The organism is Streptomyces flaveolus (genome assembly GCF_044765825.1).
Taxonomy (GTDB): domain Bacteria; phylum Actinomycetota; class Actinomycetes; order Streptomycetales; family Streptomycetaceae; genus Streptomyces; species Streptomyces flaveolus.
In genome coordinates this window covers 19,334-34,667 of sequence record NZ_JBIWKU010000022.1, presented here as the reverse complement: position 1 = coordinate 34,667, position 15,334 = coordinate 19,334, and the positions used below count along the sequence as shown (strand labels likewise).

Sequence of the window (15,334 nt, the reverse complement as noted above, 5' to 3'; positions counted from 1 at the left end):
TGGCGGATGCCGTGTTCGTGGACGAGGTGGGTGGCGAGTTGTCGGCCGAGTTCGCCGGTTCCGCCGGTGATGAGGACTGTGCCCTCGGGGTCGAAACGCGGAGTGTCCGCCGCCTCGCCTCCCTCCGACTGCCCGACCCGGGTCAGGCGGGGCACGTACGGAACGCCCTGTCGCACCACCAGCTCCGGCTCGCCCGCGACACCGAGCGCCCGGGCCAGCACGTCCGCGTCGGATTCCTCCGCACCCAGATCGACCAGGCGGATCGGCCGGTCGGGGTGCTCGTTGCGGGCGACCCGCAGGAAGCCCCACAGCGGGGCCTGCGCCAGATCGGGCACGCCGTCGGACGGTACGGCCACGACCGACTCACGGGTGACCCACACCAGTTCGGTGGTCTCCAGGCGCGCGTCGTCCAGGGCGAACCGCAGCGTCTCCATGGCGTCCGCGGCCAGCTGCCGGGCCGCCTGCGCACTGTCTCCCGGTACCTTCCCGGTCACGTCCAGGACCAGGCGGGAAGGCCGTACCTCCGTGCTCTCCAGCTCGGCGGCCAGCGCGTCCAGATCGACCAAGCGCTGAACGCCGAGTGCCTGCGCTAGGCGGTCCCCGCCGCCGACGACCCAGGTGGCCGGCGCCTCCACCCCGCTGGGCAGGGGCACGGCCTGGAACTCCACCCGGTAGAGGTGCTCCACCGGGCGGCTCGCGCGGATCTGGTCCGGCGTCGCCGTCCTGGCGCGCAGCCGGGCTGAGGCCAGCGGACTCCCGGTGGCGTCCACCACCCAGACGCCGCCCTCGGCAGTGTCCGGGTCCCAGTCGGCGCGCACGCGCAGCTCGGTGGCGCCGGCACGATGCAGCTCGGCGTCGCTCCACTCGAACGGCAACAGCACCTGCTCCGGCTCCGACCCGGCCGCCGCGTTCCCGTCCCGCGCCGCCGCGAGCGTCTGGACCGCCGCGTCGAGCAGCGCCGGATGCACGCCGTACGCGGACCCGTCGAGCCCCTCCGGCAGCCGCACCAGCGCGAAGGCGCTGCCCGGCCGGTGCCACAGCTCGGTCACGCCCCGGAATGCCGGGCCGTACCCGATGCCCTGCTTCGCGTACCGCTCATAGAAGGCGGCCACGTCCAGCGGTTCCGCACCGGCGACCGGCCAGCGGGCAAGCTCGGCGAACTCCCGCGCCGACCCGGTGGCCTCGGCACCGGCACTGGCCCCGGCGTCGGCCCCGTCGCCACCGAGCAGGCCGGTGGCGTGACAGGTCCACTCCTCCTGGGTGTCCCGGCGGCTGTGCACCGAGACCGGACGCCGTCCGTCCGCCTCGGCCACGCCGACGGTGACCTGGAGTCGTATGTGGGTGCTGGTCTCGCCGGGTTCGGGGAGGACGAGGGGTTCGGCGAGGGTGAGTTCGTCGACGCGGGTGGCTCCGGTTTCGGTGGCTGCGGTCCAGGCCAGTTCGAGGAGTCCGGTGCCGGGGAGGAGGGGGGTGTTGTAGACGGTGTGGTCGTTGAGCCAGGGGTGTTGGGTGGGGGAGAGGCGTCCGGTGAGGAGGTGGCCTTCGCCGTTGGCGAGGGCGGTGGCGGCTCCGAGCCAGGGGTGGGTGGAAGCGTCCAGGCCCAGAGAACCGGGATTGGTGCCGCGACTCGTGGACTCCAGCCAGAAGTGTTCGTGCTGGAAGGCGTAGGTGGGCAGGGGTGCCTGCCCAGTGGACGCGGGGAGGGTTTTGCTCCAGTCGGTGGTGTGGCCTTGGACGTGGAGCAGGGCGAGGTTGCGCAGGAGTTGGGTGTGGCTGCCGTGGTTGCGGGCGAGGGTGCCGACGACGATGCCGTTGTGTTCGGTGGCGGCGTTGGTGAGGGGCATCGAGAGCACCGGGTGGGCGCTGATTTCGATGTAGGTGGTGTGGTGGTCGGCGAGGAGGTGGGTGAGGGCCTGGTCGAAACGGACCGTCTCGCGCAGGTTGCGGCACCAGTAGGTGCCGTCGAGTTCGGTGCCGTCGGTGATGTGGCCGGTGACGGTGGAGTAGAACGCGGTGTTCGCCTGGGTCGGGGTGATGTTGGTGAAGCCTGCCGCGAGGCCGGGCAGGAGGGGGTCCATGTGGGCGTGGTGGGAGGCGTAGTCGACGTTGACCTTGCGGGCGTAGACGTTGCGCTCTTGCAGCTCGGACACCAGCTGGTCCAGTGCGCCGGCTTCGCCGGAGATGACCGTTGAGGTTGAGGTGTTGATGGCCGCGATCGAGAGGGCTTCGCCGTAGGGGGCGATGAATTCTGCGACTTCGGCCTGGGGGCGCTCGATGAGGGCCATGCCACCGCTGCCTGAGCAGGCCAGGACCGCCTGGGAGCGCTGGGCGACAATCTGCGCGCCCTGTTCCAGGGTGAGGGCGCCGGCGACGACGGCGGCGACGACTTCGCCCTGGGAGTGGCCGATGACGGCGTCGGGGTTGATGCCGTGGGAGCGCCAGAGGGCGGACAGGGCCACGCCCATGGCGAAGAGTGCGGGCTGGATGACATCGACCCGGTCGTGCGGCGGGTGCTCACCACCCTCACCGGTGAGGACTTCGCGCACCGACCAGCCGGTGAAGGGCTTCAGAGCGGTGTCGCAGGCGTCGATGGTTTCGGCGAACACCGGCGACTGGGCGAGCAGGTCCCGGCCCATGCCGATCCACTGGCTGCCCTGCCCGGGGTAGACGAACACGGTCTTGCCGCGGGGCTGGGCCGTGCCGGTCACGACCTGCTCATGGGGCTGGCCTTCGGCGATCGCCCGCAGCGTCTCAACGGCCTGTTCCACCGACTCGGCGAGTACCGCCGCCCGGGTGTCGAAGTGGGTGCGGTGCAGCGCGGCTGTGGTGGCCACATCGGCCAGCGGGACCTCGTCGTGGTTCGCCAGCCAGTCCGCCCAGCGCCCTGCCTGTTCCCGCAGTGCGGCCTCGCTCCGGCCCGACACCACGATCGGCATCGGAAGCCGAGGAGCCTCAGCGGTCTCCGTCGCCTCGACGGCGGGTGCTTCCTCCAGAATCAGATGTGCGTTGGTGCCGCTGAGGCCGAAGGAGGAGATGCCGGCCCGCCGGGTCCGTTCGCCGCGTTCCCAGGGGCGGGCTTCCTGGAGGAGTTGCAGGCCGGAGTCGTCCCACTGGATGTGGGGGCTGGGCTGGTCGGCGTGGAGGGTCTTGGGGAGGGTGTCGTGCTGGAGGGCGAGGATCATCTTGATGACGCCTGCGACACCGGCGGCTGCTTGGGCGTGGCCGATGTTCGACTTGGACGAGCCCAGAAGCAGCGGCCGGTCGGCCGGGCGCGTGGGTCCGAAGACCTCGGCGAGGGCGCCGGCCTCGATGGGGTCACCGAGGCTGGTGCCGGTGCCGTGGGCTTCGATGGCGTCGATGTCGTCGGGGGTCAGGCGGGCTGCCGTGAGTGCGTCCTGGACGACGCGCTGTTGGGAGGGGCCGTTGGGGGCGGTCAGGCCCTGGCTGCGGCCGTCCTGGTTGACGGCGCTGCCCCGGATCACGGCGAGGATGTGGTCGCCGTCGCGTTGGGCGTCGGAGAGGCGCTTGAGGAGGAGGATGCCTGCGCCTTCGGCCCAGCCGGCGCCGTCGGCGTCGGCGGAGAAGCTCTTGCAGCGTCCGTCGGCGGCCATGCCCTTGAGGCGGCTGAACTCGACGAAGAGGGCGGGGGTGGACATGACGGTGACGCCGCCGACCAGGGCGGTGTCGCACTCGCCGTTGCGCAGGGCGGTCACGCCGAGGTGGGTGGCGACCAGCGACGACGAGCACGCCGTGTCCACGGTCAGGGCCGGACCTTGAAGGCCCAGGGTGTAGGACACCCGGCCGGACAGGACACTGCTCGTGTTGCCCGTGCCGAGGTAACCGTCGAGGGCCTCGTAGTCGTGGTTGTGGGGATTGTCGTAGTCGGAGCCCATGGTGCCGAGGTAGACGCCGGTGCGGGACTCGTTGAGGGCGTCGGGGCGCACGCCTGCCCGTTCGAGGGCCTCCCAGACGGTCTCCAGGATGATCCGCTGCTGCGGGTCCATCGACTGCGCCTCACGCGGGGTGATCCCGAAGAACTCCGCGTCGAAGCCCTCGATGTCCTCGATGAACCCGCCCTCGCGGGCGTAGGACTTGCCGACGGCCTCGGGGTCCGGGTCGTACAGGCCCAGGCCCTCCCACCGCTTGGGCAGGCCGCCGATGGCGTCGGATCCGCTGACCAGCAGCTGCCAGTAGTCCTCGGGGGTGCCGATACCGCCGGGCAGGCGGCAGGCCATCGACACCACCGCGATCGGCTCGTCCGCTCCCGCGCGACGGGTGCGACGCGCGACGGCCGTCCGCTGGGGGACGTTCGTCAGGTCGAGCTTGTCGAGCAGGAGCCCGGCGATGGCGGTGGGGGTGGGGTAGTCGAAGGCGAGGGTCGCGGGCAGGGCGGTGTCCGTCTCGGCCGACAGGCGACGGCGCAGTTCGACCGCCATCACCGAGTCGATGCCCAGGTCCTTCAGGACCTGGTCCGGACCGAGACCCGCCGCGTCGGAGACGCCGAGGATGATCGCCGCCTCGTCGCACACCAGGCGCGTCAGATCCCTGCGCCGCTCCACGTCGGACAGGGCGGCCAGACGGTCCCGGAGTGCCGACGGCCGCGCCGCGGCCCGGCCCGCCTGCCGCAGCCGCGGCCGCACCAGCCCGCGGAACCTCGGCGCGACCTCGCCGCCCCGGTCCGCGGCCCGCTGCAACTCCGCCAACTCCAGCTTCACCGGGGCGAGATGTGCATACGGCTGGGTGAGCGCGGCGTGGAGCAGTCGCATGCCCTCCGCCTCCGACAGCGAACCGATGCCCTGTCGGCGGATCCCGGCGAGTTCGGCGTCGCCGAGGTGGGCGGTCATGCCGATGCCGGCCTGCTCCCACAGACCCCACGAGAGGCTGATGGCGACCTGGCCCTGAGCCCGGCGGTGTTCGGCGAGCGCGTCGAGGAAGGCGTTCGCCGCCGCGTAGGTGCTCTGACCCGCCGTACCCAGGATTCCCGCCGCTGAGGAGAAGAGGACGAAGGCGGCGAGGTTGTGGTCGGTGGTCAGTGTGTGCAGGTTCAGGGCGCCGTCGATTTTGGGGGCGAGGACGTGGTGGAGGCGTTGGGGGGTCTGGGTGGTGATGAGGCCGTCGTCGAGGGTGCCGGCGAGGTGGAAGACGCCGGTGAGGGGGCGGGTGAGGTTGTTGATGAGGGTGGCGGTCTGGTGGTGGTCGGTGATGTCGCAGGCGTGGATGTCGACGGTGTCGGCTCCGGCCTGGGTGAGGGTGGTGATGAGGTCGTCGGTGCCGGGGGTGTTGGTGCCTCGGCGTGAGGTGAGGATCAGGTGGCGGATGCCGTGTTCGTGGACGAGGTGGGTGGCGAGTTGTCGGCCGAGTTCGCCGGTTCCGCCGGTGATGAGGACTGTGCCCTCGGGGTCGAAGCGTGGGGCTTCGGCGTTGTCGGGCTGGTCGGTGCGGGTCAGGCGGGCGACGAGGATGCGGTCCTGGCGCAGGGCGATCTCGGGCTCTCCCTCGACCGCGATGGCCTGCTCCAGCAGCTCGGCGTCCACCGCACCGGCATCCAGATCCACCAGACGCACCGAACGTTCGCCGTACTCGTTCGCGGCGGTCCGAAGCAGCCCCCACAGAGGAGAGTGCGCCAGGTCGGACACGCCGTCGCCCACGGCCCGGCGCGTCACCCAGACCAGCGCCGTCGATGCGAATCGCGGCTCACCGAGGAAATTCTGAAGCGTGGTCAGGGCGGCGGCGGCCGTCTGCGCGGCACTGTCCTCGCCTTCGCCCGACACGGCACGCGTCGCGTCGATCAGGACGAGACCCGGAACGGACTCACCGGCCAGCAACTCGTCCACGCCGGCGACCACGTCGAGGCCGAGCGCGGCAGCCAGCTCGGAGCGAGCACCCAGGACGACGGCGTCCTCGAGCACGTCCGACGCACCGCTGTCATCGTCAACGGCGGTGGCCGCCTCCGTGCCCGTCGCACGCAGCGGCTCGAACGCCAACCGGTACAGGTGCTCCACCCGCTCGGCGACCCGTATCTGGTCGGACGTCACCTCGCGCAGGTGCAGCTCCCGCACCGACAGGACCGGGTGTCCCGCGGTGTCCACCGCCCGGATGCGGGCGACGGACGCCACCCGGTCGAGCTCGACCTCGACCCGCAGTTCCGTGCCGCCCCCGGCGAACAGCTCCGCGCCGCTCCACTCGAAGGGCAGGACGACGGAGTCGTCCCCGTCGCGCAGCGCCCCGATGACGTGCAGGGCGGCGTCGAGCAGCGCCGGGTGCACGCCGAACTCACCCGGTGCCACCTCCTCGGGAAGTCGTACGAGACCGAAGCCGCGGTCCCCGTCACGCCACAGCTCCCGCAGCCCGCGGAACGCCGGGCCGTACCCGAGGCCCTGTGCCTCGAACCGGTCGTAGTACCCCTCGAGTTCCACGTGCTCGACACCCGCGACCGGCCACTGCGCGAGCGCGTCCGCACCGGATCCGTCCTCGGGCGAGTCCGCCACGAGCTCGCCCGTCGCGTGTCGGCGCCACACGCCGCCCAGCGAGTCCTCCGACTGGCTGTAGACGGCCAGCGAACGACGACCGTTCGACTCCGGGCCGACCACCACCTGCACCCGAACGGCATCCCGCACGACCAGCGGCTCGGTCAGCGTCAGCTCGCCGACGCCGGCCGCCCCGACCTCACGGGCAGCGGTGAACGCGAGGTCCAGGAGTCCGGTGCCGGGGAGGAGGGGGGTGTTGTAGACGGTGTGGTCGTTGAGCCAGGGGTGTTGGGTGGGGGAGAGGCGTCCGGTGAGGAGGTGGCCTTCGCCGTTGGCGAGGGCGGTGGCGGCTCCGAGCCAGGGGTGGGTGGAGGCGTGGAGTCCGAGTGAGGTGGTGTCCTGGGGGGTGTGGGTGGGGTCGGTCCAGAAGTGTTCGTGCTGGAAGGGGTAGGTGGGCAGGGGCGCCTGCCCAGTGGACGTGGGGAGGGTTTTGGTCCAGTCGGTGGTGTGTCCTTGGACGTGGAGCAGGGCGAGGTTGCGCAGGAGTTGGGTGTGGCTGCCGTGGTTGCGGGCGAGGGTGCCGATGACGATGCCGTTGTGTTCGGTGGCGGCGTTGGTGAGGGGCATCGAGAGCACCGGGTGGGCGCTGATTTCGATGTAGGTGGTGTGGTGGTCGGCCAGGAGGTGGGTGAGGGCCTGGTCGAAGCGGACGGTTTCGCGCAGGTTGCGGCACCAGTAGGTGCCGTCGAGTTCGGTGCCGTCGGTGGGCTGGCCGGTGACGGTGGAGTAGAACGCGGTCTGGGTGGTGGTGGGGGTGATGTTGGTGAAGCCTGCCGCGAGGCCGGGCAGGAGGGGGTCCATGTGGGCGTGGTGGGAGGCGTAGTCGACGTTGACCTTGCGGGCGTAGACGTTGCGCTCTTGCAGCTCGGACACCAGCTGGTCCAGTGCGCCGGCTTCGCCGGAGATGACCGTTGAGGTTGAGGTGTTGATGGCCGCGATGGAGAGGGCTTCGCCGTAGGGTGCGATGAACTCCTCGACCTCTGCCTGGGGGCGCTCGATGAGGGCCATGCCGCCGCTGCCTGAGCAGGCCAGGACTGTCTGGGAGCGCTGGGCGACGATCTGGGCGCCCTGTTCCAGGGTGAGTGCGCCGGCGACGACGGCGGCGACGACTTCGCCCTGGGAGTGGCCGATGACGGCGTCGGGGTTGATGCCGTGGGAGCGCCAGAGGGCGGACAGGGCCACGCCCATGGCGAAGAGTGCGGGCTGGATGACATCGACCCGGTCGTGCGGCGGGTGGTCTCCACCCTCGCCGGTGAGGACTTCGCGCACCGACCAGCCGGTGAAGGGTTTGAGGGCGGTGTCGCAGGCGTCGATGGTTTCGGCGAAGACGGGGGACTGGGCGAGCAGTTCGCGGCCCATGCCGATCCACTGGCTGCCCTGCCCGGGGTAGACGAACACGGTCTTGCCGCGGGGCTGGGCCGTGCCGGTCACGACCTGCTCATGGGGCTGGCCTTCGGCGATCGCCCGCAGCGTCTCAACGGCCTGTTCCACCGACTCGGCGAGTACCGCCGCCCGGGTGTCGAAGTGGGTGCGGTGCAGCGCGGCTGTGGTGGCCACGTCGGCCAGCGGGACCTCGTCGTGGTTCGCCAGCCAGTCCGCCCAGCGCCCTGCCTGTTCCCGCAGTGCGGCCTCGTTGCGGCCCGACACCACGATCGGCACCGGAAGCCGAGGAGCCTCATCGGCCTCGGCCGTCTCGACGGCGGGTGCTTCCTCCAGAATCAGATGTGCGTTGGTGCCGCTGAGACCGAACGACGAGATGCCCGCGCGGCGTACCCGCTCACCCCGCACCCACGGGCGGGCTTCCTGGAGCAGCTCCAGGCCGGAGCCCTCCCACTCGATGTGCGGGCTGGGCTGGTCGGCGTGCAGGGTCTTGGGCAGGGTGTCGTGCTGCAACGCCAGCACTGTCTTGATCACGCCGATGGCGCCCGCCGCGGCCTGGGCGTGGCCGATGTTCGACTTGGACGAGCCCAGAAGCAGCGGCCGGTCGGCTGTGCGCGTGGGTCCGAAGACCTCGGCGAGGGCGCCGGCCTCGATGGGGTCGCCGAGGCTGGTGCCGGTGCCGTGGGCCTCGATGGCGTCGATGTCGTCGGGGGTCAGGCGGGCTGCCGTGAGTGCGTCCTGGACGACGCGCTGCTGGGAGGGGCCGTTGGGGGCGGTCAGGCCCTGGCTGCGGCCGTCCTGGTTGACGGCGCTGCCCCGGATGACCGCCAGCACACGGTCGCCGTCGCGCTCGGCGTCGGAGAGGCGCTTCAGGACCAGCACACCGGCGCCCTCGGCCCAGCCGACCCCGTTGGCGTCGGCGGAGAAGCTCTTGCAACGGCCGTCGGCCGACAGGCCCTTGAGGCGGCTGAACTCGACGAACGTCGCCGGTGTCGACATGACGGTGACACCGCCGGCGAGGGCCAGACCGCATTCCCGGGTGCGCAGTGCCGAGACCGCGAGGTGCAGGGCGACCAGCGACGACGAACACGCCGTGTCCACCGTGACGGCCGGGCCCTGAAGGCCGAGCGCGTACGAGACCCGGCCCGACAGCACGCTGCTCGCGTTGCCCGAGCTCACATAGCCGTCGAGGGCGTCCAGGTCGTAGTGGGTCAGGGCGTCGTAGTCGGAGCCCATGGTGCCCAGGTACACGCCCGTGCGGGACTCGTTGAGGGTGCCGGGGCGGATGCCCGCCCTCTCCAGGGACTCCCAGGCCGTCTCCAGGACGATCCGCTGCTGCGGGTCCATCGACTGCGCCTCACGCGGGGAGATGCCGAAGAACTCGGCGTCGAAGCCCTCGATGTCCTCGATGAACCCGCCCTCGCGGGCATAGGACTTGCCCAAGGCCTCGGGGTCCGGGTCGTACAGGTCCAGGCCCTCCCACCGCTTGGGCAGGTCTCCGACCGCGTCTCCGCCGCGGGACAGCAGGTCCCAGAACGCCTCCGGCGTTCCGATGCCCCCCGGCAGGCGGCAGGCCATCGAGACCACGGCGATCGGCTCCGTGCGCTGGGCCTCGAGGTCGGCCGCGCGCTTCTGGAGCAGACGGATCGCGGGCAGGGCGGCTTCCATCCGGTCGGAGGGCGGAGTGCTCATCGGTCAGCCTTTCTGGGCGAGCAGGGCGGAGAACGGTTCGGGTGTGTGCGTGGGCCTCAGGGGGCGCATCGGGCGCATGTCAGAAGGCCTCGTCGCCGACCGAGGCCAGCAGGGCGTCGAGCTCCGCGTTGATGTCGTCGACGGACCGCTCCGCGGGACGGGACGTGCCGGACGGGGACGCGGGCCGGGCGGCCGGGCCGGCGGATGTGCCGTCCGGACCCGGGGCGTCCGCGCGGTCGGCGAGGTCCACCAGCAGGTCGAGCAGGCCGCTGCGCTGCATCTCGTCCGCCGACACCCGGTCGAGGACCCGGGCGAGGACCGAGTCGGGGTCCGCGGCCGTCGCCGTCTGTTCCGGACCGGCCGCGAGGTCCAGTCGGGTCAGGACGAGTCCGGCGATGGCGGCGGGGGTCGGGTAGTCGAAGGCCAGCGTCGAGGGCATCGGCACACCGGCCCGTGCGGCGATCCGGCGGCGCAGCTCCACCGCCATCAGCGAGTCGAGGCCCAGTTCCTTCAGCACCTGGTCCGCCTGGACGGACGTGCGGCTGCTCAGGCCGAGCACCGCGGCAGCCTCCTCCAGTACGACCTCGGTGGCCAGTCGGGTCCTGCGCTCCGCGGGCAGCGGTTCGAGCTGCTGCCGCAGCGACGCCGGGTCGGCGGCGGAGGATCCGGCCGCGGCTCTGGGCAGTTCCGGCCGCCGCACCAGGACGCGCAGCACCGGGGCGACCTCGCCGCCCTCGCCGAGGTGGCGGGCTGCGGCGGCGGTGTCCAGCCGCAGCGGCACCAGGTTCGGCTCGGGCCGGCGCAGGGCCTCGTCGAGCAGTCGCAGGCCGTCCTCCACCGGCATCGGGGCGATGCCCTGCCGGCGCATCCGGGACAGTTCGGCCGTGCCGAGATGCGCGGTCATGCCGGTTCCGCTCTGCTGCCACAGGCCCCAGGCGAGGCTGTGCGCGGTCTCGGAGCGCTGCCGGCGGCGGGCCGCCAGCGCGTCCAGGACGGTGTTGGCGGCGGCGTAGGTGCTCTGGCCGGCCGTGCCGAGCACACCGGCGGCGGAGGAGAACAGCACGAACGCCGCCAGGTTGTGGCCCCGGGTCAGTTCGTCGAGGTGCAGCGCGCCGCGCACCTTGGGCGCGAAGACACGTGCCAGGCGTTCACCGTTCTGCGCCGTCACCAGACCGTCGTCGATGACACCGGCCAGGTGCACCACGCCCGTGAGGGGGTGGGCCGGGTCGATGCCGGCCAGCAGTTCCGCCACCGCGTCCCGGTCGGCCACGTCACACGCGGCGATCCGGACGCTCAGCGCGCCCGCCCCGGTCAGCTCCCGCACCAGGGTGTCGGCGTCCGGGGCGTCCGGGCCCCGACGGGACGTCAGGACGAGACGGCGTACGCCGTGCTCCCGCAGCAGGTGCCGGGCCACGGCCCGTCCCAGTTCGCCGGTGCCGCCGGTGAGCAGCACCGTGCCCTCCGGGTCCAGCGGTGTGGCCGGGGCCTCGGAATCCGGGGCTTCGGCGCGCACCAGGCGCGGCGCGAAGAGGTCCGTGCCCCGCACCACGAGCTCCGGTTCGTCGGGCACGTCCAGGGCGCTCAGCAGGGACTCGGCCGCCGGAGCGCTGTGCGCGCCGCTGATCTCGACGGTGCGCAGCGACCGGTCCGGGTACTCGCCCCGGGCCGCGCGCAGCAGCCCGCGCAGCGACGCCGGCGCGAGGCCCCGGGCGTCGGTGCCGGTGTCCGTGTCCGGATCGTCGTACGGGCCCGGTGCCGGGTCGGTCACCCACACCAGCTCCGCCTCGTCCAGGCGGGGTTCGGCGAGCAGCCGGTTGAGCAGTGCCAGGGCGTCGCCCGCCGCCGACGTCACCTCCTCGTCGGGGCGGTCGGCGAGGCCGGTCGCGTCGACGAGGACGCGCCGTGGCCGCGTGCCGTTGTCCAGGGCGGCCGACAGCGCCTCGACGGAGGGCACCGCCGGGGTGTTCAGCACCTCGGCGAGCCGGCCCTCGCCGCCCAGGACGACGGTGGCGGGCCGCTGCGCGGCGGGGCGGGGGCGGGCCACCGGCCGCAGCCGAAGCTCGTGCAGGTCCCGTGCGGCCGTGTCGGTCACGGCCGCCGAGATCTGCGCGGCGGTGGCGCGGCGCATCTCCAGGCCCTGCACGCGGGCGACCGGGGCGCCGGTGGCGTCGGCGACCTCGACCGTCAGGTGCCGGCCGGTGGCGGTGTCGCGGACGCCGACCCGGACGCGCAGTTCGCCGGCGCCGGTGGCGTACAGCTCGACGCCCGACCAGGAGAACGGCAGCAGTACGCCGTCCTGCCCGGCGGTGTCGTCGTCCGGCACGGCCTTCATCACGTTCAACGCGGCGTCCAGCAGCGCCGGATGCAGCCCGAATCCGTCGGTGGCGCGGTCCTGGCCGGGCAGCCGCACCACGCCGTAAGCGGTGTCCCCCTGCCGCCACAGCGCCGCGGTGCCCCGGAAGACCGGGCCGTAGTCGATGCCCTGCTCCTGGAACCGCTCGTAGAAGCCGTCCATGGCGACCGGCTCGGCACCGGGCGCCGGCCACCGGCCGGCCCAGGCGAACCCGGCGGAGGCGTCCGCGGGCGCCGTGCTCAGCTCGCCCGTGGCGTGCAGCGTCCAGGACTCCGGGCCCTCGTTGCCGTCGGCGGTGCGGCTGTGCACCGTCACGGTCCGCGGGCCGCTCTCGCCGCCACCTACGACGACCTGGAGGTGCACCGCCGTGTCGGCGGGCAGCACCAGCGGGGCCACCAGGGTGAGGTCGGCGACGCCGGCCGCGCCCGACCGGTGCGCGGCCGCCAGGGCCAGTTCCAGCAGCCCGGTGCCCGGCAGCACCGCCCGGCCGAACACGGTGTGGTCGGCGATCCAGGGATGCTCGGCGAGGGAGAGCCGGCCGGTGAAGATGTGGCAGGAGCCGTCGGCCGACGCCGTGAGCGCGCCCAGCCACGGGTGCGCGGGGTCGGCGAGCCCCAGGGCGGCGGTGTCGAGCGAGAGGGACGACGGCTCGGGCCAGAACCGCGCCCGCTGGAAGGCGTACGTCGGCAGCTCCACCCGCTCCGCGCCCGTGCCCGTGAAGAACCGCTCCCAGTCGACGGTGACGCCGTGGGCGTGCGCGCGGGCGACCGAGCCGATCAGCGTCCCGGTCTCCGGGCGCTCCCGGTGCAGCAGCGCCACCACGCCCGTCGTGGCCTCGACATCCAGGTCCGCCAGGCAGTCCTGCACCATCGCGGCGGCGGTGCCGTCGGGGCCCAGTTCCACGAAGCGGGTCACGCCCGCGGCCGTCAGGGCACGGGTGCCGGCGGCGAACCGGACGGCTTCCCGCACGTGCCGGACCCAGTAGTCCGGGTCGCGCACCTCGTCGACGACGCGTTCGCCCGTGAGGTTGCCGACCAGACCGAGCACCGGCGCGTGATACGTCATCCGCCGCGCGACCGCGGCGAAGTCGGCGAGCATCGGCTCCATCAACGGCGAGTGGAAGGCGTGCGAGACGGTCAGCCGCCGTGTCTTGGTGCCGCGGGCGGCCAGCTCGGCGGCCACGTCCTCGATGACCTCGGCGGGCCCGGACACCACCACCGAGCCGGGACCGTTCACCGCGGCCACGCCCGCCGCGTGCCCGTGGCCGGCGAGCAGCGGCGCCACCTCCTCCTCGGGCGCCTTGACGGCGAGCATCGCGCCGCCGGCGGGCAGGGCCTGCATCAGCCGGCCGCGGGCGGCGACCAGGGCGCAGGCGTCGGCGAGGGACAGCACACCGGCCACGTGTGCGGCCGCCAGTTCGCCCACCGAGTGGCCCATCACGTAGTCGGCGGTGACGCCCCACGACTCCAGGAGCCGGAACAGCGCCACCCCGACGGCGAAGAGCGCGGGCTGGGTGAATCCGGTCTGGTCCAGCAGTGTTGCCTCGGGGGTGCCGCGCTCGGCGAACACGACCTCCCGCAGGGGCCGTTCGAGCTGCGGGTCGAGTTCGGCGCAGACCGCGTCGAAGGCCGCGGCGAACGCCGGGAAGTCCCGGTACAGCTCCCGGCCCATGCCGGGCCGCTGAGCCCCCTGCCCCGGGAAGACGAACGCGGTCCGGCCCGGCAGCGCGGCCGTGCCGGCGGCGGTGCCGTCGGCGATCGCCCGTACGGCGCCCAGCAGTTCGTCGAGGTCACCGCCCACGGCGACCGCCCGGTGCTCGAACGCGGTGCGCGTGGCCGCCAGCGAGTACGCCACGTCCGCCACGTCGGTGGCGGGCCGGTCCGTCACATGGCCGGCGAGCCGGAGCGCCTGTGCGCGCAGCGCGGCCTCGTCCCGGCCGGAGAGCAGCCACGGCACGACCGGGTGGCCGGTGGCGTCCGGCGCGGGCGCCGCGTCCGGTGCCGGCGCGGGCGCGCTGCCCTCCGGCCCCTCCAGGACGATGTGCGCGTTGGTGCCGCTGATCCCGAACGAGGACACACCGGCGCGGCGCACCCGCTCGCCGGGCGTCCACGGCACCGGTTCCGACAGCAGCCGCACGCCGCCGTCGGACCAGTCGACGTGGGTGCTCGGCTCCTCGGCGTGCAGGGTGCGCGGCAGCCGGCCGTTGCGCAGCGCCTGGACCATCTTGATGATGCCCGCGACTCCGGCGGCGGCCTGTGTGTGACCGATGTTGGACTTCACCCCGCCCAGCCACAGCGGGTCGCCCGTCGCGTGGGCAGCCCCGTACGTGGCGATCAGCGCGCGGGCCTCGATCGGGTCGCCGAGCCGGGTGCCGGTGCCGTGCGCCTCCACCGCGTCGACGTCGGCGGCGCCGAGCCCGGCGTCGGCCAGGGCGGCCCGGATCACGTCCTGCTGCGCCTGCCCGTTGGGTGCGGTGAGGCCGTTGGACGCCCCGTCCTGGTTGACGGCGGTGCCCCGGATCACGGCGAGCACGGGGTGGCCGTTGCGGCGGGCGTCGCCGAGCCGCTCCAGCAGGAGCATGCCGCTGCCCTCGGCGAAGCCGGTGCCGTCGGCGTGGTCGGAGAAGGCCCGGCAGCGCCCGTCCGGCGCCAGGCCGCGCTGCCGGCTGAACTCCACGAGGAGCTGCGGCGTGGCCATCACGGTGGCCCCGCCGGCCAGCGCCAGCGCGCACTCGCCCCGGCGCAGCGCCTGCACCGCCAGGTGCACCGCCACCAGCGAGGAGGAGCAGGCCGTGTCGATGGTCAGGGCCGGGCCCCGAAGGCCCAGCGCGTAGGCGATGCGCCCGGACAGGACGCTGGCGGCGGCGCCCGTCAGGGCGTGCCCCTCGCTGCTGCCGTCGCCGATCAGATCCGCGTAGTCCTGACCGTTGGTGCCGATGTAGACGCCCGTCGGCCGGTCCTGCACCGACTCCACGGTGATGCCCGCGCCCTCGAACGCCTCCCAGGCGTTCTCCAGCAGGAGCCGCTGCTGGGGGTCCATCGCCACGGCCTCGCGCGGCGAGATCCCGAAGAACCCCGCGTCGAACGCGGCCGCCTCGTCGAGGAACCCGCCGGCGGCGGCGTACACGGTGCCGGCGTTGTCCGGGTCCGGGTCGTAGAGCCCGGCCGTGTCCCACCCGCGGTCCTCGGGGAACGGGCCGATGGCGTCGGTGCCGTCGTCGAGCAGCCGCCAGAAGTCCTCGGGCGTTGCGACGCCGCCCGGCAGCCGGCAGCTCATCGCCACCACGGCGATCGGTTCCCGGTGCCTGCCCTCGGCCTGCCGCAGCCGCTCCCGCGTCGTGTCCAGTTCACCGGTGACGCGCTTGAGATAGGCGCGCAGCTTG

1 protein-coding gene and 1 pseudogene are annotated in these 15,334 nt (G+C 73.3%); both read right to left on the bottom strand.

What is annotated here, in order from left to right; all coding sequences use genetic code 11:
- A partial coding sequence (locus tag ACIRG6_RS37445) for a type I polyketide synthase (protein ID WP_403326547.1) occupies positions 1-9,599 on the bottom strand: 9,599 nt, incomplete at its 3' end.
- A gap of 79 nt (positions 9,600-9,678) precedes the next feature.
- Positions 9,679-15,327 (bottom strand): annotated as a pseudogene (locus tag ACIRG6_RS37440) (type I polyketide synthase); the annotation flags it as partial.
- Positions 15,328-15,334 lie beyond the last annotated feature (7 nt).